The sequence below is a fragment of the Clostridium sp. JS66 genome (assembly GCF_033561535.1).
GTDB lineage: Bacteria > Bacillota > Clostridia > Clostridiales > Clostridiaceae > Clostridium_AM > Clostridium_AM carboxidivorans.
This window is the reverse complement of record NZ_CP131467.1, coordinates 3,090,375-3,112,833: the sequence shown is the minus strand read 5'-3', so window position 1 is coordinate 3,112,833 and position 22,459 is coordinate 3,090,375. Positions and strand designations below refer to the sequence as shown.

Genomic DNA, 22,459 nt, shown 5'->3' with positions numbered 1-22,459 from the left:
GTAACTTAAATTATTAATCCATTTTAATAAATATTTTGCGTTATCTACTTTAAATATAATTTTATAAAAAATTAATTATTTATTTTTTTGCTGATTGGGGAGGTTTAATTATGGGGACTTTATATGTTATATCACCAAATGATGATTTGTCAGATAGACTTAAACTTATGACTGAAAACTTTATAAAAAACTTTCACTCTATCAAGTATATAAAAAATCTTACACATTCATTAGATTTAAAAAATAAAAAATTGCTATTTTTACTTGAGCTAGATGTTAATGGCTTTGACTTACCTATGCTTACATTTTTAAAAAAATTAAAACTTAATGATAAAAATGCTTTTGAAAATTCTATAGGTACACTACTTATAAACAGTAATTCAGAACTGGGAACTAAAAGGGCTGCTCAAGATGTTATCTTTATTTCCAATAACTTAGGATGCAAATTTTTAGGCCATCCTATAATTGAAGCTACTAAAAGCTTAAAAAACTTTTTAAATTGGCAAAAAAACCTAAACATCCCCTTAGAAGAAATTTGTTTAAAGTTATCCTACGATCTTGGAAAAAGGCTTTCAGAATATGAAAAGCCTATACTTTTAACGGAACATAAGAAAAAGATTACAGTTTTATACTCTTCTACTCACAAGTTTTCTAACACTTTAGATTTATGGCATATGATATCTAAACACTTAAATAATTTCATAATAAAGGAAATACACATTGAAAACGGTAAAATACTTGATTGTAAAGGTTGTTCTTATAAATTATGTTTACATTATGGTAAACAAAATAAATGCTTTTATGGTGGCTTTATGGTAGACAATGTAATTCCAGCTATAGAGGAAGCTGATGGAATAGTATTGCTTTGTCCTAATTATAATGATGCTATTGCTGCTAATTTAACTGCAGTGATAAATAGAATTACAGTACTGTATAATAAAATGAGTTTCCATAATAAATCTATGTTTGGTATAATTGTATCTGGAAATTCCGGCAGTGATTCTGTAGCCAAGCAACTCATTGGTGCCTTAAATATAAATAAGGGATTTATGCTGCCTGCCCATGCCATAATTACCGAAACTGCTAATAACCCAAAAGCTATATTTAAAATAGAAAATATAACTTCTAAAGCAGAAAATTTTGCAAAACGTCTAATTAACGGAGTATAATGATATATACAGTAAATTTTAACAAGTAGGTGATTTCATTGTACAAAAAAGGAGATTTTCATTTACACACTACAGCTTCTGATGGGAATTTTTCTCCTAAAGAGTTAGTTAACATGGCTTCAAAAGAAAATATAGATATAATGTCCATTACAGATCATGATACTATATATGGAGTTCTTGAAGCAGTACTTGAGGGCGAAAAACTTGGAATTAAGGTAATACCTGGATTAGAATTGTCAACTTTATACTTTAAAGAAAACATTCACATTTTAGGCTACTTTAATGACATTACACAAATAGACTGTAAATTAAAAGATTATTTAAAAGATATGAATGAATATAGAACTTATAGAGGTAAAAAAATAGTTGAAAACTTAGATAAATTTTTCAACATAAAATTAAACTATGAAAAAATATTAGATGATGCTGAAGGCATTATAGCAAGACCCCATATTGCTAAAGCAATAATAGCTGCTGGTTATAACTATAAATGGGATTACATTTTTAAAAATTTCATAGGCGAAAATAGTCCTGCTTATGTACCAAATAAAAAATTGAGTACTGAGGAAGGCATAAAAATTTTAAAAGATCATAATGCTTTAGTAGTACTTGCACACCCTATTTTAATAAAAAATATAGATGTTGCAGAACTTTTAAATATGCCTTTTGATGGAATTGAAGCTATTTATTCTATGAATGAACCTAGTGACACAAAAAATTTTAAAGCTTTAGCTAAAAAATATAATAAAATAATTACAGCTGGTTCTGATTTTCATGGTATGACTAAGGATGATTCAAAACATGCTTTAAAAATAGGTCAAGTTTTTTTAGAAGAAGAAGACATTAAAATATTTTTGCAAAAACTTGAAGAGATATAATATAAGCATAATGCGAAGCACTTTTTAGAGGACAATTATCCCCTAAAAATATTGCTTCGCAATATTTTTATTTACTGTCTTTATTTTCTTCAGTTTTCTTGTCATCAAGATATCCTTTTGATTCAGTCTGAGGGTTGTTCAAAATTCCTGCTGTTACTAAAATTGCAAGCAGCGCATTTACTACATCACTATAGTTTTTAGGAAGAACATCTATGCCAAAACTATTTAAGAGTAGCGGAATAAATGCTGCTATAGAAACCCACAAGCCATAATTCTTAAATCTATTATTGTTCATAACAAACTTCCTCCCAATGCATTGTATTCATTAGGAAAAGCTTTTGTTACTAATTTGTATCAATACAATTTTTCTTTTAATACTTTAATTTTTTCTAACCTTGATGTGAACATTTCCATTTCAGATTGCTTATCAATTTTATCTTTCCATATATTTTTGAATACTTCTATAGCCTTATTTATTACTCTAATCTCATCATCATATTTTTCTTGTTTTTCATATAACTCCATCAACCTTTCATATGAAACTATTTCTGTAAATCCTTCTTTAATGTTTAATTCATACAAGTCTATAGCACTATTTATATCACCTTGTGCTTCAAATTCTCTAGCCTTACAATTTCTTTTAACTTGTTTATTAAATAAAATATCTTTATATTCTATAATTAAAGATTTTCCTTTATTTGAGTTTTTATTTTTTACATTATTTATATCTTCTTCCAATTCAAATATTAATTCATTGTCAAGTACCCTTTTAGCCTTTTTTAAATATTTTTCTGCCTTGTCTATTTTTAATGCCTGTAAATTGTGTACTGAAGCTGATATATACATTCTCTGCCTGCCACGTTTACTGATAAACATATATAATATTGGAATAATAGTAACAATTAAAAATATAGGATTAACAAATCCAAAAAACAATGAAATACATATGGAAATCGTTAATAAAATATGACCTTTTCTTGCATCGATAACGTTTTCTCTGAATTTATTATTTTTTCCTCCAGAGCTCTTAATTGTATGCTTTACAGTATTTTTTTTATATTGTATTATTTCTTTATTTGATACATTATTTTTATTTGTTTTAAATTTACTATGTTTAGCATCTTTAGAAATACTTATTCCACTATTTTTGTTAAAATTAATTACAATATCCTTACCTATTTTAATACTCTTTTTAAAATTTAATCCCATATTTTCTCACCTCTCATAATAATTATACCATATTATTCCAAGACAAAAATATGCTATTTTTTCTTTTATTTCTTTTGTATATGGAAAATGCACCTTTAAATGTTAAATATAAAGCCTAACATTTAGGTGCATTTTAAGTTTCAAGTGTTATATTTTTAATAATTAAACTGTTTAATCTTTAAATTCTTAACTTTTATTACTTATACCTTTTTCTATGCTTCCAATAAAAAAGAATAATAAGCACGCATAGTTTCATATATATCTGCTTTACTTGCTATTTCCCATGGAGAATGCATATTGTGAAGTGCAACTCCACAATCTATAACTTCCATATTATATTGAGCAAGTATATATGCTATAGTTCCACCGCCACCTTGATCAACTTTTCCAAGTTCTGATGTCTGCCATGAAACATTATGCTTTTCCATTATAGCTCTTATTTGTGCTATATATTCTGGATTAGCATCATTACATCCTGATTTTCCTCTTGCTCCAGTATATTTGTTAAATACTATACCTTTGCCAAAATAAGCACAATTCTTCTTTTCCATAGTTGATGGATAATTAGGATCAAAAGCTGCGCATACATCAGAAGATAACATTTTAGAGTTAGTAAGAGCCCTTCTTAATTTTAATTCTGTATAATCTCCAGAAAGGTTCATAACTTCAGCCACTGTATTTTCAAAAAATCTTGAATGCATGCCAGTTGAACCTACACTGCCTATCTCTTCTTTATCTACAAAAAGTGCTACGCACGTTTTATCACTTTTCTCTAATTTAAGCATAGCTTCAAAAGAAGTATATGAACATATTCTATCATCATGTCCATAAGCCATAATCATACTTCTATCTAAACCATAATCCCTAGCTTTTCCAGATGGAACTATTTCAAGTTCAGCAGAAACAAAGTCTTCTTCAACAATACTATACTTTTCATTTAATATGTTCAATATGTTTCGTTTGACTCTATCTTTAGCTTCCTTATCTTCAATTGGCATACTTCCAACTAATACATTTAAATCTTCACCTTCAATTACCTTGTTTGCCTTTTTTTCCATTTGTTCAGAAGCTAAATGCACTAAAAGGTCTGAAACACCTAATACAGGATCATTGTCATCTTCTCCAATTGCTACATTTACTTTTGTACCATCCTTTTTTATAATGACACCATGTATAGCTAAAGGAAGTGTAACCCACTGATATTTTTTTATTCCACCATAATAATGCGTTTCAAATAAAGCCATATCAGTATCCTCATATAAAGGATTTTGTTTTAAATCTAGCCTTGGTGAATCCACATGAGCCCCTAATATTCTCATGCCATCCTCAAAGCTCTTATTTCCTATAACAAATAATGCTAGTCCTTTTCCCTTATTATTTGCATATACTTTATCTCCTGGCTTTAAAGTGCCATTTTTTGATACAATATCTTCTAAATTTTTAAAGCCTGCTTCTTCTGCTCTAATTATAAATTCTTCTACGCATTCTCTTTCTGTTTTACATTTTGACATAAAAGTTTTATACTTATCTGACAAGTGAAATACATCTTTCAAATCATCTTTAGAATATTTATCCCATGCATATTCATATTTTTTTGTTAAATCCTCGTTCATAACTAAAATCCCCTCTCGATATCTAGCATTCAAGGAACATTGTTCCTCATAACAATTATGTTTATATATTATATTAATTTAAAAAGCTTTCTTAATATATTTTACCATAAAATTTAGAATAATGGTTAAAATAAATCATATTTTTAAAAATATTACTCAAAATACCAATTCATTGAAACTTGTTAAATATTTTGTTACTAAAGCCATTTTTTCTTCTTAAAAATTCCCACAAGTATTAAAGCTATAACTAACATTATTACTACCATACAGTGATAACCATTTTCCATCTTTTCAAAAGGAATCCCCTTCATATTCATACCATGCATACTGGTTATTAAATTTAAAGGTAAAAATATTGTTGCTATAATAGTAAATACTTTCATAAGCTCATTTGTTTTATTGGCAATTTCAGATTCAAAGGCCTCTCTAACTAAAGCTAAATCTTGAACCAGACTTTCAAGTGCCATCATTAATTTATCTATTTTTCTATTCAAATTTATAAAATATATAATATTTTCCTTTTCTAGCACCATATTATCATTACTTACTAAACTATCCCCTATATATCTTAATGGATTTAAGTATTTTCTTATTTTATATACTTGTCTTCTTAAGTTTATAAGATTGTCTATTTGTTCGTGTTTAGGTTCCTTCAAAATACTTATTTCTATTTCATCTACTTGAGCCTCTAAAGCAGCTATTATGTCATAATTCTTAACTATTATTCTATCTAAAATATAATAAAGTAATATACAAACTTTAGGTTTTTCTTTTATTACAAAACAGTTTTTAGAATCCTTAATATCTTGAATAAATTCTTCTATTATATCTATATCTTCTTTATAAACAGTTATTATGTAATCTTTGCTTAAAAAAACATTTAATTCTTTTGAATTAATTGTTTCATTACAATAATTTAATACATTTAAATTCATAAAAATATATCCATCAAAAAAGCTTATTTTGGATGGTTGTGCAAACTTGCTACACTCTTGTATGCTTTCTTCATCTAACAAAATAAAATTTCTAAGTTTCCTTAATTCATTTGCTTTTATTAGTACCCAATAGTGATTCATACCTAACTGCAAACTTTCTTTAATTTCTTTAAAGTTATTAGCTATATCCAATACTTTCATAAACACACCCACTCATTTAGTAAACTTAATGGGAACTTAAATTATTTATAGGCCTTTAAAGAAATGAAAATTGAGAATCATTAAAGTAACTCTCAATTTTCATTTCAAATCTCTATTTATAGTTTGTGTGCTTTAATCTGTAATTATTCCATTAATAAAAACATCATGTTCTTCCATTGGCACTTCAGGAAATACTTGAAATTTATAAGCCAGCCCTATTTTTTTAGAATTTTTTCTTGTTTTTAATAAAAATCTATCGTAAAAACCACCACCATAGCCTACTCTTCCACCTTTTCTATCAAATGCCAAGCCTGGTAAATATGATAAATCTATATTATTTTCTTCAATCTTTAATTCATTATTAGCAGGTTCTAAAATACCATACGCACCTTCTTTTAAATCCTCAAAGCTTTTTATTTGTACAATATCCATGCCTTCTTCTTTAGATATTACTTTAGGAACACATAAAATTTTTCCATCCCTTAAAGCCTGCTTTATAATTTTATGTGTATCTACTTCATTATTATAACTTACAAATATAAATATTGTATGTGAATTTTTATAGTCATCACTATTTATTACCTTATGAAATATTATATTATCTAAATTTTTTCTTTCATCTTTAGAGAGAACATCTTTTTTTTCTTGTACTAATTTTCTTATGGATTTTTTACTTTCCACCTGATTCCCTTCCTTCAGCTTCTTCATTAATTCTCTGATTTATTATATCTACAGGAGTAATATTTGAAATAAAGCTGTATCTAAAGTTTGCTGCTGCTGCTTCTATTATTACAGCTATATTTCTTCCTGGTCTAATTGGAATTGTCAATTTTTTCAAAGGCACATTTAGTATATTAACATATTCATTGTCAATTCCTAATCTATCATAATTTTCACCTTCCTTCCATTGCTCAATATATACAACAAGATTAATTTTTCTTATTTTTAGTATAGAACTTATTCCATACAAAGCTGGTATATCAATTATCCCCATTCCTCTTACTTCAATCATACCTGAGGTTATATATGGAGATGTACCAAATAATTCTCCATCAATTTCTTTGATGTCTACAGCATCATCAGCAACCAATCTGTGCCCTCTCTTAATAAGCTCAAGAGCAGTTTCACTTTTACCAATACCACTTTCTCCAGTAATCAAAATACCTATACCGTATACATCTACAAGTACACCATGCAGCCTAGTTTCTGGCGCTAATTTATCATCTAGATAATTCATGAGCTTACTTACAAACCTTGTAGAAATAGTATTTGTTCTTAATATCCACCTTTTATTTTCTATAGCACTGTCCATAAATTCCTTATGAGGTACCAATCCTCTTGTTACTATAGTACACGGATTATCAAATTCAAAATATTTTTTTAATCTCTTTTTTCTGAGTTCTGGCTGCATTGCATCTAAAAAACTCCATTCAGCTTTTCCAACCACTTGTATTCTTTCATTAGCATAATAATTATAAAATCCTGCAAATTGAAGTCCAGGTCTATTTATATCACTTATATCTATTTTATTAATTCTTTCCCCTTTATTTATAACTTCAAGGTTAAAATCCTTTATTAGTTCTTTTACTGTTACTTCCATTTTTTAATGTTAACTCCTCTCAGTTCAATTTTTCATTAGATGGAACTTTTTTTATGCCATCTAGTTGAGCTCTAAAATTTCTTTTGATTGAATCAATATAAATTTGTCTTAATTCTTTTTGTTTAATTTTTTCTTCTTCTGTAAGTCCTTCATTTTGACTTTTCTTGTATAAAAAATTTATTTGTTCTATTACTTCATCCATTTTCATTTTATTCACTCCTGCCAAATTACTTATTCTCATTCTATATTATACTAAAATTTATGTAACTTATAAACAAAATAAATATTAAAACTTATTTAATTAAGTTAAATATGGAAATTGAAGAAATATAAAATATAAATATTTTTTATTGAATAATTATTCAATAAAATATTTGTAACCATAAAAAAAGAATGATAAGTTAAATTTAAATCACTTCATATTTAACCTATCATTCACATTTGAAATTTATTTTATCCGATCGCTACCATTGCTAATACCCCATCTTCTTCAAATTGGGGATAAGCACTGCTACGCGCCTGGATAAGTTCTTCTAAGACTCAGAGGTATTCCTCACAAGCAAACTCCACCTGAGTCTAAGAATCACTTCATTTTACAACTAAACTACTTCTTTTTAAATCATGATGAGCTTCTATAAATCTTATAGTACCTGTTTTTGCTCTCATTACTACACTATGAGTAGTTGCCCAATCATTTTTAGAAAATACTACTCCTCTTAATAAATCACAATCAGTTATACCTGTAGCTGCAAAGTAAACTTCATCATCCTTAACAAGATCATTTATAAGTAAAACTTTATTTAAGTCACTTATACCCATACTTTTACATCTTTCTCTTTCTTCATCTGTATGTGGTTCCAATTTAGCCTGCATATCTCCACCCATACATTTTATAGCTGCTGCTGCAATAACTCCTTCTGGTGCTCCGCCTGTACCCATAAATATATCTACTCCTGTATTTTCAAAGCCACAAGCAAGTACTGCAGCAACATCACCTTCACCAAAAAGTTTAACTCTAGCTCCTACTTCTCTAGCAGCTTGAACAATGTAATCATGTCTCTCCCTTTCTTGAACAATTACAGTCATTTCAGTTATATCTTTATTCAGTGCTTTTGACACATTTATTATATTTTCTTTAGGACTTTTATTTATATCTATGGCACCTTTTGCTCCTGGTCCAACTGCTATTTTTTTCATGTACATATCAGGCGCATGAAATAAACTTTCCTTAGGTCCCATAGCAACTACTGCTATAGCATTAGGTAATCCTTTAGCTATTAAAATAGTACCATCTAATGGATCAACAGCTATATCCATTTCAGGCATATCAACATTTCCTACACCTACCGATTGTCCTATATAAAGCATTGGAGCATTATCCAATTCTCCTTCTCCTATTACTACAGTTCCTCTAACAGGCATCATAGCAAAAGCCTTTTCCATTCCATCTACTGCAGCTTGATCTGCTGCTATTTTATCTCCTCTACCCATAAATTTTGAAGAGCAAAGTGCTGCAGCTTCTGTAACTCTAGCTAATCCCATTGCAATATCTGTATTAAGCATATAATTTACCTCCAACTTATCTTATATTAAGTATATTAATTGCTATTATAATTAAATATACTGTTTATTAATATATACTATTTTATATTTTTGAACATTATAGTTAAATATTATATCATATTTAACAAATAAAACAAGTTTTAAGCTCTTATTATGTATACTAATTATTTGCATATACAATTTTAGTTTTCATTAAAATTTTCATTAAAATTTCACTATAAGTTAAAAAACTTTTAGACAGCATTCTCTTTTTACATTTTTTTACAAACATTCTATTTAAACGTTCTTCGGACATATTTTCATGTTTTGCACATTTTTTCCACACTATAATCCACACGTTATCTACAGATATAATGTTAACTTATGTAATTTGATGTATGTATTTGACTTACAAAACCTCTGCATAAATATATTTAATCTGTTAAAATGTAATAGTGTTAATAATTTAAATCAATAAAATTTTATAATATTATTAGCACATTTAATTAACATATACTTGTAAGTATAAATTATAATTATGGGGTAATATAATTATGAATATTGATTTAAAAATTTTAGATTTGGAAATTAATTATTTAAAAGAAACTTTATATATGTTGTTAAACTGTAAGGAAATTACCAATACAGATGTAATTCAATGCAGTGAAGAGTTGGACAAGCTTATTTTGGAATATGAAAAAATAAGAAAATCAGATAGATTTTCAATTTAATAATTTATAAAATGAAAAGCCAATCAATAAAAACCTACAGAATCATATTCTGCAGGCTTTACATCTAAATTTTTATACTTTTGCCTATTTCAAATGCTTTTCTTTTAATTTCTTCATTTTTTTCTATAGGAACATTGTCAGTATTTATCGCATATATTCTATGAGAAAATTCCGAACCTGTTATGGAAAAAAATTGTTTTATTGCATATTCTATTGGCTCAAAAACATTTTCCATATTAGATCCTGCAGTCATAATGAGAACTCCAACTTTTTTATTTAAATGTATCTTAAAATCCTTTCTTATAAATTTTCCACTCCAGTTTACCTGCAGTCTATCTATAACTGCCTTTAGAGGTGCTGGTACAAATGAAAAATATACAGGAGAAGCTATAACTATATTATCACTATTTTCTATTTTTTTATAAATGTTTGTCATATCATCCTTTAATACACATTCTTTATGTTTATGACAATACTTACAATCAATGCAAGGTTTTACATTTACATTATATACATCGATAATCTCAACTTCACCTGAAATACCTTTTAAAAAATGATTTAAAAGTACTGCAGTATTACCATTTTTATGCGGTGATGCAATAAAAGCCAAAGTTTTCAACAATATCACCTTTCCTTTAAATTCAAGTTAGGGTTTTATTTTAATTAATCTTCTAATTCATCTAAAATTTTATCTAAATCTACATCTTTACCTTTTTCATAAAAGGCTGCTACGAATTCATTATAATCATAATTTTCTTTATCTAATTCATAAGTAGTGTACTGTGCTTCTAGATTTATTTCTTCCATAAAATCCTCTATTATTTCTCCAACATTATCCACTGATAAATCACTTAGGTAAGGGAGAAAATAATCATAATACCATTTATCACTTTCTGCTTCTTCTTCACTCTCGTCATTTGCATATGCTTTTGCAGCACTAAGTTCCTCATCGTCAAAATCATAAAAAAATCTTAATACTACTGCTTCATCATTGCAGCTTAACTCCTGTATATCATTTAAACCATTTTTAATTAAATATTGAACTATTTTTTCTTTATCCATAATAACATCTCCTTAATATTTAGAATATAATTCTAGTGTAACCATTTTATCATATGTTAAATATTTTATCTATTATAAGGACTTAATAAATTTATGAATATTTTTCATGAAAATTAATATTTTTAATACATTGTCTTTTTCAAAACTATTTTCTAATTTTTTTTATTAGTATATAATCAAGTAACATACGGTATAATTCATATATGGAGGTAATTTTAATGAATATTAGTTTAATTGGTGTGCCAATATTTTTTGGTTCTGACAAAAAAGGTGTAGAATTTGGTCCTGACAAGCTTAGAGAAAAAGGTATTATAGATACTTTGACCAGAAATAATCATACCATATATGATTGTGGAAATCTCTACGTTGAAAATATAAGTGAAGAACAAAAATTTAATTTTCATCCTACTATGAAATATTTAAAGCCCATTATGGATGTAAATAAAAATTTAGCTCATCAAGTTTACAGTGCTCTTACTTCTGACAGCTTTCCTTTGGTTATTGGTGGAGACCACTCCTTAGGTCTTGGAAGTATATCAGGTGTTAGTAAGTATGATAGTAGCACTGCAGTTATCTGGATTGATGCTCATGGTGATATAAATACGCATGAAACTAGTATAACTGGTAATATACATGGTATGCCACTTGCTGCCGTTATGGGCATAGGATTTAGTGAACTTACAGACTTATACTATAAAGGTACAAAAGTGGACTCTAAAAATGTATTTATTATAGGCGCAAGAGACTTAGATGAAGGTGAAAAAGCCTTAATAAAAAGCAAAAGTCTCAATGTTTACTCTACAGAAGATGTAAAAAATATGGGTATGGAAAGAATATCAGAGGAAGTACATTCTAAAATTAAAGAAATTGGGATTGAAAGAATTCATTTAAGCTTTGATATAGACTGTCTTGACCCTAGTTTAGTACCTGGTACAGGTACTCCAGTTAAAAATGGACTGGATTTAGATCATGTTAAATATCTTTTGAAATATCTAATGGAAACTAAGCTTGTAAAGTCAATGGACTTTGTCGAATTAAATCCTGTTTTGGATAAAAATGATTGTACTGCAGATATGTGCATAGATCTTTTAGATTGGACATTTAAGTATTTAAAATAAATTAAATGATAAAAAAATCAAACTAACAGCAGCTAAGCTATTAGTTTGATTTTTTATTTTTATTTTAATATTGTCATAAATTTATCTACAAATTCATCAATCTTTTTAAATTCATCTTCACTTGGAACAAATTTAAATCTAGCTCCTTCTTGAACTACATTAAACTTTAATGATTTTAATCTTTCAGTCATCATAGGAACACCTTCTCCGCTCCATCCATAGGATCCAAATGCACCTGCTGCTTTTCCTCTATTAGTAATAGCACATACTAAAGATAATACATCCCATACAGGTTTAACAGCATCCTGATTTATAGTTGGTGAGCCCATTAATATTCCATTAGATTTTTCTATTAAAGCTACTATATCATTAGTATCCATAGAAGTTATTTCATGAGCTTCTGCTTTAACTCCCTTGTCATTTATTTTCTCTGCTATATAATTTGCAACTTTTTCTGTATTTCCATAAGCTGATATATAAAATATTTGTACATTCTTTTCATTGGATTTTTCTACTTCCGCCCAAGTTTTATAAAGTTCAACATATTTTTGTACATCATCTATATGTACTGGACCATGGCTTGGCGCTACTATATCTATATTCAAATCCTTTATTCTATCAAGACCCATAAGTACAAATCTTTTAAATGGTCCCATTATCACATCAAAATAATATTTCATTTCATCAAAATAATCATCTGAACAATTATCAGTTATAGAATTTTCAGGACAATAATGGCATCCAAGGAAATCGCAAGTAAATAACACTTGTTGATTTTCTGCATAAGTAAACATAGTGTCAGGCCAATGTAAATTTGGTGCACTTATAAACTTAAGATTAGTTTTTCCAAGACTTAATTCATTTGGTGCGACCTGATTTTTAAATTTCATGTTAGCTATTTCTTCAGCATACATTATAGCAGCTTTAGAAGCTATGACAGTAGCTTCTGGATAAGCTTTTAGTAATTTGCCTAATGAACCGCTGTGATCTAATTCTGTATGTTGAACAATTACATAATCAACCTTTCTGTCTCCAATTATACTTTTTATATTTGAAAGGAATTCATCAAAGTATCCATCCTTTACAGTGTCAACTACTGCTACTTTATCATCGTCTATTAAATAAGAATTATATGTAGTTCCCTTTTTAGTTTCCATTATTATGTCAAATACTCTTAATTCGGGATTATTCACTCCAACCCAATAGATGTTATTCTTTAATTTTACAGTACTCATAAAATATCCCCTCCATTTTTAAAATTTGACTTTTGTTATTTCCTATTCTACCATAAAACGAAAATTTTTCAATACTAATAATGATTATTTTTTAAAAAAAGTTATCAAATAAGTTCAGATATAGATTTATTATAAAAAATATACTGTAAATGCAGTGCTCTAGTGAGACAAACATATAATATTTTCTTGTCTAATTCGTTATCTTTATAGTTATCCTTATTACAATTATATATAACACTACAATCAAACTCTAATCCTTTTGTCATATATGAAGGTACTATTATTTTCTCCAATTTTAAATTTTTATCTGTTTCCTTAACAAGCTCCCATTTATAATTGCTGTATTTTTTTAAATACTCTTTTATCTTTTTGCATTCTTCGTAAGTTCTTCCTATAACTGCTATACTCTTTTTACCCATAGTTTTTACTTCTTCTACTATAGAATCTAATTTTTCTGCAAACTCTCTATTATTATTAAACTCAATAATTTCCGGACATTTACCATGCCTTAAAACAGGCATAGCAGGTTTTAACTTATTTTTTTGTTTCTTAAGCACTTTATTTGCAAATTCTATTATTTCCACTGTAGAACGGTAACTTTGAGTGAGCTGTATATAAATAGCTTTATTTTTAAATACATCCTCTACTAAGCTTTCCCATCTCTCTATACCCTTATAATAATATATTCCCTGTCCTATATCTCCTACTATAGTTAAAGAATTATTTAAAACCATTTCATTTATTACAGCTATTTGAAACATACTATAATCCTGTGCTTCATCTATAACTATATGTTTATACTTATATTTTTCTGGCACACCTTCTATTTTGAATTTTAAATACATCATAGCTGCCAAATCATCACTATCAAAAATGTCATTTTCAAAATTGTAACTTAGTTCCTTTTTCATATACAAAGCAAGTTTTTTAGGTATTTTATCCTTAATAACTTCATTAAAAATTTCCTCTTCATTAAATAAGTCAAAATAAAATCTTTTAGTATCTGTTATTTTCCACTTATCAAAATAATCTTCAAAATTTTTGATGCTTGCTTGCTTTATTTGCACTTTCTTATTATCTCTTGCATCATATAATTCTATTAATTTCTTTCTTCTTAAAGGACCATCTTCCATGGTTTTCTTTACTCTTGCTATCATATATTCATAAGAAAAATCTATTTTATCTAGTACATTTCTTATCTTTTCATCTATTTTTAATGTAAAATATCTTTTAATTTCATCTTTTCTATTATTTAAAGATAAATTTACCATATCCTTAGAATATAATCTTTTTATCTCTTTTTTATCGAAAAGCATGTAGTTTTCAACCTTTATATCCTCTATATCTAAGTCTTTTAACTCTACATACTCTATATATTTATCCATAAGCAGCTTATATTCCATTGTACCTTTAATGTTACTGCTTTCAGTGATATACTTTAAGTTTTCACTATCTTTTGCTTCTAATATATCTGAAAGCTTTTTATCCTTTGTAATTAGTTTTCCTTTAAGCTTTAGTACTTCAAGTGCTGTTTCTTCAAAAGTAATCTGTTTAACAGTATTTATTCCAAGGTCAGGTAAAACTTCTGATATATAGTCTAAAAATAACTTATTAGGAGCTACAACTAAAATATCTTCTCCTTTAAGTTTTCCATTATATTTATATATTAAATAAGCTAATCTATGAAGTGCAACTGTGGTCTTTCCCGACCCAGCTGAACCTTGAACTATAAGTGCTGTATTCTTTTCAGCTCTTATTATATCATTTTGCTCTTTTTGTATGGTGGCAACAACATCCTTTAATTTATTGCTTACACTTTGCTCTAAATTGATTTTTAAATATTCATCCATTAGAACATTTTCTCCACCACCTGCTGCTCTTAAAATTATTTCATTTATGCCTTCATCAAAAGCATTTATAAGTTTACCTTCTTTAATTAAAAACTTTCTTTTAAGAGTTAATTCACCACTAACTATTCCCATAGGTGCTCTATAAAAAACTTCTCCATAGGTTCCACTATAATATAAATCAGCTATTGGTGATCTCCAGTCTATAACCTTTTCATCACCAGTTGTCATATCCATAAGTCCAAACTTTCCTATATAAAAAATCTCATTATCCCTTTTATATTCTCTAAAATCTATTCTTCCGAAGTATGGTTGACTTTTAGCTTCATTATATTTTTCTAAATTTTTATGGGTTATTTTATATAACTTTTCCTTTGTTTCTAATTCTTCATTATATTTACCTTTAGATTGTTTTCTAAGACCATCTATCCTCTTTTTTAATTCATCATCATTTTCCTTAATTTTTATTTCTTCATTATGGATCCAATCTTCCATTTCACTTAAATTATTTTTTTCCAATATAATATCTTCATCATTTAAAGCCATTAGAACACCCCCAAATATATATACAAAAATTAATTTTATATTTAAGCATATGATATGTCAAGTATAGCAACATGCTAATGGAAAATTTTTACTTGATAAACACATAAATTAAATGGTATATTTTATATGCATTACTATATTACTCTTATTGTAAAAATTGTAAACTAAGGTAATATGCTAAAATTTAAATAATAGAAAGAAGAGAGACAATTGATTAAAACATTAAAAAAACTTTTAATATTTGCAGGCATTGTTATGGCATATCAATTAAATTCTCATAATACAGTACTAGCTTACAATGTGCCTTCTGCATCTGAAACTCAAACCATTTCAACTAACGATAAAAATACTACTAAATCACAAGAAGATGCATCTAAAGTTTCAACAACACAAGATACTTCTAAAACTCCACTACAAAACAATGTATCTAATTCTTCAAATGTTGAAAACACTTTTGCTTTTTCGACATCTAATGTAGATAACATTAGCAATGTACCTTTAGATAAAATTTGGACGATACAATTTAATCAACCTATAAATTTATCTTCTGCTGAAAGCAGTATAAAAGTTATAGACAAAAAAAGTAATACAGAAGTGCCCTTAAATATATCACTTACAAAAAACAACTTTTGTGTAACTATATCAACTGTATCCCAATATAATTCTAATAATGATTATTTATTAAACATTGACAATACTTTGATTTCCACAAGCAATAAACACTTAGAAACTCCTTTCAGTATGAATTTTAAAACTGCTTCAAAATCAGCTTCTATAGATAAAATAACCTCAGTGGATAATATAGATGTATCTATAAATCAAGGCGATAGCTATAAATTGCCAGATACAGTAACTGCTGTTATGTCTTCCGGAAACAAAAATCAAGTAAAAGTTATTTGGGACAAGCCTTTTGATTCCTCTAGTATTCCAGGAAACTATATTTTTGAAGGAACCATTGAAGGATATAATAAAAAAGTAATTTTGAGTTTACTTGTAAATGCTCCTAATAAAAATAATCTATCTAGCATTAGCACTACTTCTGCATGGATATGGCAGCTTCAAAACTTAGTAGATAAATATGGCAGCATAGATAATTTAATTTCAAAATTAAAATCTTTAGGTATAAACAATGTTTGTATTAAGTATCATGAAGGTTCAAATCCTAGTGGAGGTGGCATGAATTTTAGAGATGATTTTTTGAAATATGAAAATAATTTTAAACAAGCAGGATTTAAAGTAGGTACATGGGGTTTCAATCACTTTACTGATGTTGAAGCTGAATCCAATCTAATAATAGATGCTATTAATCATAGTGATTATTATGTTCTTGATGTAGAAGATGCTGTAATAGGTAAAACTTCTGAATCTGAACAAGTATGCAGCATTGTAAGAAGTAAATGTCCAAATGCTATTATTGGTTATACTTCTTATCCTATAGCAAGTTATCATCAAGATATACCATATTCAGTTTTCAATAAATATTGCGATTTTTCTGCACCTCAATGCTACTGGGGTGAAATGAAATGGCCAATAAAAAAATGTATGGATAAAATGATTCAAGACTATAAAGATTATAAGTTGGACAAGCCTATATATCCTTTAATACAAACCTATGATGTATATTATAGCGATTACGCTGATTATGCAGCATATAAATTCAAATGTTCTGGATTATGGTCTTTCGATGAATTAGATGCTAAATGTTTAGACTTTTTAAAGTGTGAAGGAAGCAAATTGAACAACTAAATTTTATAAGTATATATTTTCTATATTAATTGAAATAGCAAAACAGATTGCCCAATTATTTATTATGGACAATCTGTTTTTTACACACCTTCAATATTTTCTCTCTGAATATCTATTATTTCTGCATCAGTATTATATTCTACAAAAGTTATAATATTTTCCATTGTAGAATCTGCTTGTGAGGAGCTTCCGCATATTCCTGCAATACCTATTACTATTATTTGATGAATATCCTGCTCATCAACTTCTGCCACTGATATATTGAATTTATTCTTTAACCTTTGAACAATACTTTTTACAATCATTCTCTTTTCCTTTAAAGAATGTACCCAGGATGCCCCCAAAGTAATTTTTATAAGCAAAATCTTCACGTATTTTCACCATCTCTTTTTTCTATAAATATAATTTTGTTTCAATTCTTCTATCATAATCTGACCAATTATTAGGTTCTGTTTTATCTTTTATTTGACAAATCTTATTCATAGTAGCATCTATTGAATCAGCATAATTAACTATAAATGATTCTTCCATTTTCATTGTCCTTGGAGAACCAAATTCAAGCTTTCCATGATGCTGAACAATACACCCTTTTACTCTTGTTATAAAATCCTCTGAATAAAATTCAGGTTTTTCTCTAATTGCTTTATCTATTAATTCCACTCCAATGACAATATGTCCTTCCATTTCTCCTCTATTAGTATATTTAAAAGGCCCATCATAATATAATTCATAAACTTTTCCAATATCATGAAGCTTTGCCGAAAGCATGGCTATTTCTGTCCTCCTGCATCCATATCTTTCACAAAGTATAGCTGTTAAATACATGACATTTAATGTATGTTCTGCAAGTCCACCTAAATAATTATGATGCATGGAAACTCCACCTATTCCCTTTTTGAATTTATTCAAAAATATTTCATTCTTAAAAAAATAGTCATTTAAAGCCTTAGCTTCTTTTGAAACAATGTATTCATTAGTATATAGTTCAATTTCATCCATAATTTCTTCAATAGGTCTTTTTACCGTTGGAAGATAATCTGAAATATTATATTCCAAAATCACTTCATACTTTTTAACATCCAGGTTTCCATCCTTTATGCCTTCAATTTCTATTACTATTCCTTCTGTTATATCATTATTTTTATTTGGTATATTAGCTTTTATTTCTCCACTTTTATCTCCTAATATACATACTATTTTATCACTATCCTTAAATATTACCTTCATTACCATTAATGATACTTTTATGCTACTGCTGCTTTTTATATCATTTAAAAAGTTCTCTTTTTTAATCATACCTTTTCCTCCAAATTAAGCATATTAAATAAGTATTAAAAACAAAAATCTTATTTTAAAAAATTCACTTATTTGCTTTTAACATGTTGTAAATTTAGTATATGTAAAAAATTTATTTATACTTATAATCGTATTTTATCATAAACTTCCCCACATTAATTAATTGAACTTAACCATTTTATAAAAAAGTTTTTATTAACACCATTATTAACAATTTTCATTATCAATTAATAATAAAATTTGTGTAAAATATTTTTCAGAAATACCTTTACATTTTCTCAATCTTAGTATATTATAATAACACATTAAATATTATCAATTGATAATATTCATTACAAATATTTATGTTTAAGGAGGATTTATATGGGCATTTTTTCTTTTTTCTCAAGAAGTTCAAGCAGACATCATGGCAGCGATTATTACAAAAGGAAACATCATAAAAAATCTGGCTTCTTTAGTTCAATAATTGGAAGTGTGTTTTCTTCCAGAAGCCATTCTCACTCCCGCAAACATTATTCTCATTCTGACCACCATCAATATCATCATAGAAGGCATCACCACAGCTCATGGTCTTAAATTTTTTTAAAAGAGATAAAATATATTTGCCTGGTGAACAAATTGACAAATATACCATAGTAAAAATAATTGGCGAAGGCAGATATGGAATTTGTTATTTAGTATCTAATAACAATACAAATTATATATTAAAACAACTAAAAAAAGAAATGCTAAAAAAGATAGAAAAAAAAGTCTGCTTTGAAGAAGAAATATTGAGTTCGATTAATCATAACTGTATACCACGATTTATAGAAAAAATAGAAAAAGATAAATTTTCAGGTTATATTTTAGAATTTAAAGAAGGCAAAACCTTTGAAGAAATAATTTTTAAGGATGACTATATTTTTAAAAGAAAAGAAATATATAAAATTTGTTTTCAGTTAATCAGCATTTTAAAGTATTTGCATAGTATGGGTATTGTTCATAGGGATATACGAGTACCAAATACACTATATAATAATGGTAAAGTTTATTTATTAGACTTTGGATTAGCTAGATGGATTAATGATGAACGCTATACTATAGATGTGGATTTTTCATATTTAGGTGATTTTTTGCTACACTTATATTACACATCCTTTGAAATTGTAAATAAAAAAAGTAAACCTTGGTATGATGAATTAAATTTGTATAAAGAAGAATTAATGTTTTTGAAAAGACTTATGGGTATTGAAAAAAAATATAAAAGTTTAGATGAATTAGAACATGATTTCTTATGCTTTAAACACTATGAAATATAATTGACCACATATTTAAAATATGTTAATAGGAAATAATTAAAATGCGTTGGTTTAAAGCTCTCTCTTTTATACCAACGCATTAATTTTCTTTTATGCAGAATTTTTCATTTTGCATAAAGCTGCTTTTATAGCAGTATAGCTTACCTCTTCTGGCAGCATTTCTTTTATGTTTCTTAACTTTGTACTATCTGACTTTTCTATAGCTTGAAAAATACTTTCTTCATACTTCTTTGGTATGAAGAAATCTAAATCTACATCCATTCCTTCCATGGCACATCTCATTATATGATCCTCAATAGTCATAAATTTTAAATTTCTTTCCTTACTTATTTCTTCTAATGATTTTCCTTCATTAAACATATTTAAAGTTACAACATGACTTGGAACATCATGTTTTTTGCACACATCTTCCTTTAGCTCTTTCTCAGTTTTATGCGAAACTTTTTCTGAAGGATGTTCTTCTATATAAGCTCTTATGGTACTTAAAAATTCTTCACCATACTTTTGAAGCTTTGATTCTCCAACACCTTTAATATCAAGAAATTCTTCATCATTTTCAGGAAGTTTTTCACTCATATCCCTTAAAGCTGCATCTGCAAAAATTATATAAGGAGGCACTGCCTCTCTTTCTGATATAGTTTTTCTAACAGATTTAAGCAGCAAAAAAAGGGAGTTTTCTTGAACAACTTTCTTCTTAGCCTTATGAATTTTTTGGAATACCGTTTCTTCACCTTTAAGAACACTTACTGCTTTTTCCTTAAGTCTTACCACAGGAAATTGACTTTCAGTAAGATATAAGTATTCATCTGCTATAAGTACATTTATTAAATCCTTTATTTCCTTTACAGTATAATTTTTCATTATTCCATAAGTAGAAAGTTTTTCAAAGCCGAAGTCTAACACCTTTTTATCTTTTGAACCTCGCAGCACCTGTGATACTAAAACTGTTCCAAACCTCTGCTTCATACGAGCTATGCATGAAAATATCTTTTGAGCATCTACGGTTATGTCTGAAAGCTCTGTCTCATCCTTACAAACACTACAATTATCACAAAAATCTGGCACATCAGTTTCCCCAAAATATTCTAAAATAAACTTTCTAAGACATTTAGTAGTATGACAATAATCAACAACATCCTGAAGCTTTCTATATTCATTAATTCTTCTTTCTTCTGAAAATATGCTTTGTTCTATGAGAAATTTTTGTAGTATGATATCCTGAGCTCCAAATAATAAAATACATTCACTTGGTTCTCCATCTCTTCCTGCACGGCCTGCTTCTTGATAATACGCTTCCATATTCTTAGGTATATTATAATGTATAACGTATCTTACATTGGATTTATCAATTCCCATTCCAAAGGCATTAGTAGCCACTATTATATTTACATTATCATATAAAAAATCCTCTTGAGCTTTTGTTCTAGCTGTATCACTCATACCTGCATGATATTTTCCTACAGAATAACCTTTCTTTTTAAGAGATTCATAAATATTATCCACTTCTTTTCTAGTTCCTGCATAAATTATTCCAACTTGATCCCTATTATTTTCTAAATACTTAAGTAAATAATCCTTTTTATTTTCTCCCCTAACCACAGAAAAATATAAATTTTTTCTATCAAAACCTGTAGTATACACATTAGACTCTTTAAGGCCTAGAAGTTTTACTACATCTTCCTTAACCTCATTAGTTGCTGTAGCTGTAAAAGCTGAAATTATAGGTCTATGGTCTAATTTTTTTATTAACGGTGCAATAGACCTATAACTTGGTCTAAAGTCATGCCCCCATTGTGAAACACAGTGACATTCGTCTATAGCAATCATTGATATATTAAGTGTCTTTATAAGTTCACAAAAACTTTCAGATTCCAACCTTTCTGGTGCAACATATAAAAGTTTCGTATATCCACTTACTGCCATTAATATTCTTTCTTGAAGTTCATATTGGTCCAATGAACTATTTATAAAACTTGCTTTTACTCCTATATCATTAAGAGCATCTACTTGATCCTTCATAAGCGATATCAATGGAGATATAACTATTGTTATCCCCTTCATTAAAAGAGCAGGTATTTGATAGCATATAGATTTACCTGCTCCTGTAGGCATTATAGCAAAGGTATCTTTTTCTTCCAATATACTATTTATTACCTTTTCTTGACCTTCTCTAAAACTATCATATCCATAATATTTCTTTAATAAAACCTTAGCCTCTTCAAGCATTAAAAGACAGACCTCCTGCATTTATTTGTATATCTTAACAATAATACTAACCTCTATAAATTAAAAATATTCAAATTGTAATATTTATTTTCTATTTCTAATGACAATAATACATCATCAAATCTATAACATCAAGTCCCCCTATACATGGTGAGCATTTTATATCCACCACTTTTCTTTTATTTTTTTGCAATGAGACTTTCAAAA

21 protein-coding genes are annotated in these 22,459 nt (G+C 27.6%); 6 read left to right on the top strand and 15 right to left on the bottom strand.

The genetic code is table 11. The annotated features are described in order from the left end of the window. Positions 1–110 precede the first annotated feature (110 nt). Entirely contained in the window at positions 111–1,169 is a 1,059-nt protein-coding gene (locus Q6H37_RS14540) for an NAD(P)H-dependent oxidoreductase (RefSeq protein ID WP_318742803.1), read from the top strand. A gap of 38 nt (positions 1,170–1,207) precedes the next feature. After that, positions 1,208–2,047 (top strand): PHP domain-containing protein, encoded by an 840-nt coding sequence (locus Q6H37_RS14535; protein ID WP_318742800.1) that lies wholly within the window; start codon positions 1,208–1,210, stop codon positions 2,045–2,047. Between the two features lie 67 nt (positions 2,048–2,114). On the opposite strand, the gene Q6H37_RS14530 is transcribed toward Q6H37_RS14535, so the two are convergent. The 8 genes from Q6H37_RS14530 to glpX form a co-directional block, all read right to left on the bottom strand. Next, the gene (locus Q6H37_RS14530) at positions 2,115–2,342 is read right to left on the bottom strand and encodes a holin (protein WP_318742798.1); all 228 of its coding nucleotides are present in this window, start codon (positions 2,340–2,342) and stop codon (positions 2,115–2,117) included. Between the two features lie 59 nt (positions 2,343–2,401). Continuing rightward, the gene (locus Q6H37_RS14525) at positions 2,402–3,256 is read right to left on the bottom strand and encodes a hypothetical protein (RefSeq protein ID WP_318742796.1); all 855 of its coding nucleotides are present in this window, start codon (positions 3,254–3,256) and stop codon (positions 2,402–2,404) included. 212 nt (positions 3,257–3,468) lie between these two features. Further along, positions 3,469–4,869 (bottom strand): aminopeptidase, encoded by a 1,401-nt coding sequence (locus tag Q6H37_RS14520; RefSeq protein ID WP_318742795.1) that lies wholly within the window; start codon positions 4,867–4,869, stop codon positions 3,469–3,471. A gap of 197 nt (positions 4,870–5,066) precedes the next feature. Next, complete coding sequence (locus tag Q6H37_RS14515) at positions 5,067–6,005, bottom strand: magnesium transporter CorA family protein (protein ID WP_318742793.1); 939 nt, start codon at positions 6,003–6,005, stop codon at positions 5,067–5,069. Between the two features lie 132 nt (positions 6,006–6,137). Beyond that, the gene (locus tag Q6H37_RS14510) at positions 6,138–6,686 is read right to left on the bottom strand and encodes a 5-formyltetrahydrofolate cyclo-ligase (protein ID WP_318742791.1); all 549 of its coding nucleotides are present in this window, start codon (positions 6,684–6,686) and stop codon (positions 6,138–6,140) included. Then, positions 6,676–7,605 (bottom strand): HPr(Ser) kinase/phosphatase, encoded by a 930-nt coding sequence (gene hprK / locus Q6H37_RS14505; protein WP_318742789.1) that lies wholly within the window; start codon positions 7,603–7,605, stop codon positions 6,676–6,678. Before hprK ends, Q6H37_RS14510 begins: the two co-directional genes overlap by 11 nt. Before the next feature lie 19 nt (positions 7,606–7,624). After that, entirely contained in the window at positions 7,625–7,813 is a 189-nt protein-coding gene (locus tag Q6H37_RS14500) for a DUF896 domain-containing protein (protein ID WP_318742787.1), read from the bottom strand. Between the two features lie 380 nt (positions 7,814–8,193). Next, the gene (glpX, locus tag Q6H37_RS14495; protein ID WP_318742786.1) at positions 8,194–9,168 is read right to left on the bottom strand and encodes a class II fructose-bisphosphatase; all 975 of its coding nucleotides are present in this window, start codon (positions 9,166–9,168) and stop codon (positions 8,194–8,196) included. A 533-nt stretch (positions 9,169–9,701) separates the two neighbouring features. Between glpX and Q6H37_RS14490 the strand changes: the two genes are divergently transcribed. Beyond that, positions 9,702–9,878 (top strand): aspartyl-phosphate phosphatase Spo0E family protein, encoded by a 177-nt coding sequence (locus Q6H37_RS14490; RefSeq protein WP_318742784.1) that lies wholly within the window; start codon positions 9,702–9,704, stop codon positions 9,876–9,878. A gap of 64 nt (positions 9,879–9,942) precedes the next feature. On the opposite strand, the gene Q6H37_RS14485 is transcribed toward Q6H37_RS14490, so the two are convergent. Both Q6H37_RS14485 and Q6H37_RS14480 read right to left on the bottom strand, forming a co-directional pair. Then, the gene (locus Q6H37_RS14485; protein WP_318742780.1) at positions 9,943–10,506 is read right to left on the bottom strand and encodes a flavodoxin family protein; all 564 of its coding nucleotides are present in this window, start codon (positions 10,504–10,506) and stop codon (positions 9,943–9,945) included. A gap of 35 nt (positions 10,507–10,541) precedes the next feature. Then, positions 10,542–10,940 carry a hypothetical protein gene (locus Q6H37_RS14480; RefSeq protein WP_318742778.1) on the bottom strand — a complete coding sequence of 133 codons (399 nt, stop codon included), beginning with the start codon at positions 10,938–10,940 and terminating at the stop codon, positions 10,542–10,544. 218 nt (positions 10,941–11,158) lie between these two features. On the opposite strand from Q6H37_RS14480, the gene rocF reads away from it, so the two are divergent. After that, positions 11,159–12,058, top strand: coding sequence for an arginase (gene rocF, locus Q6H37_RS14475; RefSeq protein WP_318742776.1), 900 nt, complete (start codon positions 11,159–11,161; stop codon positions 12,056–12,058). Between the two features lie 59 nt (positions 12,059–12,117). On the opposite strand, the gene Q6H37_RS14470 is transcribed toward rocF, so the two are convergent. Together Q6H37_RS14470 and helD are read right to left on the bottom strand one after the other, a co-directional pair. Then, a complete protein-coding gene (locus tag Q6H37_RS14470; RefSeq protein WP_318742774.1) occupies positions 12,118–13,293 on the bottom strand; it encodes an FprA family A-type flavoprotein in 1,176 nt (391 codons plus the stop codon). 104 nt (positions 13,294–13,397) lie between these two features. Continuing rightward, positions 13,398–15,686: an RNA polymerase recycling motor HelD gene (gene helD, locus Q6H37_RS14465; protein ID WP_318742772.1), complete on the bottom strand. Its 2,289-nt coding sequence runs from the start codon at positions 15,684–15,686 to the stop codon at positions 13,398–13,400. A 210-nt stretch (positions 15,687–15,896) separates the two neighbouring features. On the opposite strand from helD, the gene Q6H37_RS14460 reads away from it, so the two are divergent. Beyond that, positions 15,897–17,432 carry an Ig-like domain-containing protein gene (locus Q6H37_RS14460; RefSeq protein WP_318742770.1) on the top strand — a complete coding sequence of 512 codons (1,536 nt, stop codon included), beginning with the start codon at positions 15,897–15,899 and terminating at the stop codon, positions 17,430–17,432. Between the two features lie 80 nt (positions 17,433–17,512). Here Q6H37_RS14460 and Q6H37_RS14455 read toward each other — a convergent pair whose 3' ends face one another. Beyond that, entirely contained in the window at positions 17,513–17,803 is a 291-nt protein-coding gene (locus tag Q6H37_RS14455) for a DUF503 domain-containing protein (protein WP_318742768.1), read from the bottom strand. Between the two features lie 22 nt (positions 17,804–17,825). Then, positions 17,826–18,728 (bottom strand): 3'-5' exoribonuclease YhaM family protein, encoded by a 903-nt coding sequence (locus Q6H37_RS14450; protein ID WP_318742766.1) that lies wholly within the window; start codon positions 18,726–18,728, stop codon positions 17,826–17,828. A 566-nt stretch (positions 18,729–19,294) separates the two neighbouring features. Here Q6H37_RS14450 and Q6H37_RS14445 point away from each other — a divergent pair. Continuing rightward, positions 19,295–20,026 (top strand): protein kinase family protein, encoded by a 732-nt coding sequence (locus Q6H37_RS14445; protein WP_318742764.1) that lies wholly within the window; start codon positions 19,295–19,297, stop codon positions 20,024–20,026. 90 nt (positions 20,027–20,116) lie between these two features. On the opposite strand, the gene recQ is transcribed toward Q6H37_RS14445, so the two are convergent. Then, a complete protein-coding gene (gene recQ, locus Q6H37_RS14440; RefSeq protein WP_318742762.1) occupies positions 20,117–22,252 on the bottom strand; it encodes a DNA helicase RecQ in 2,136 nt (711 codons plus the stop codon). Positions 22,253–22,459 lie beyond the last annotated feature (207 nt).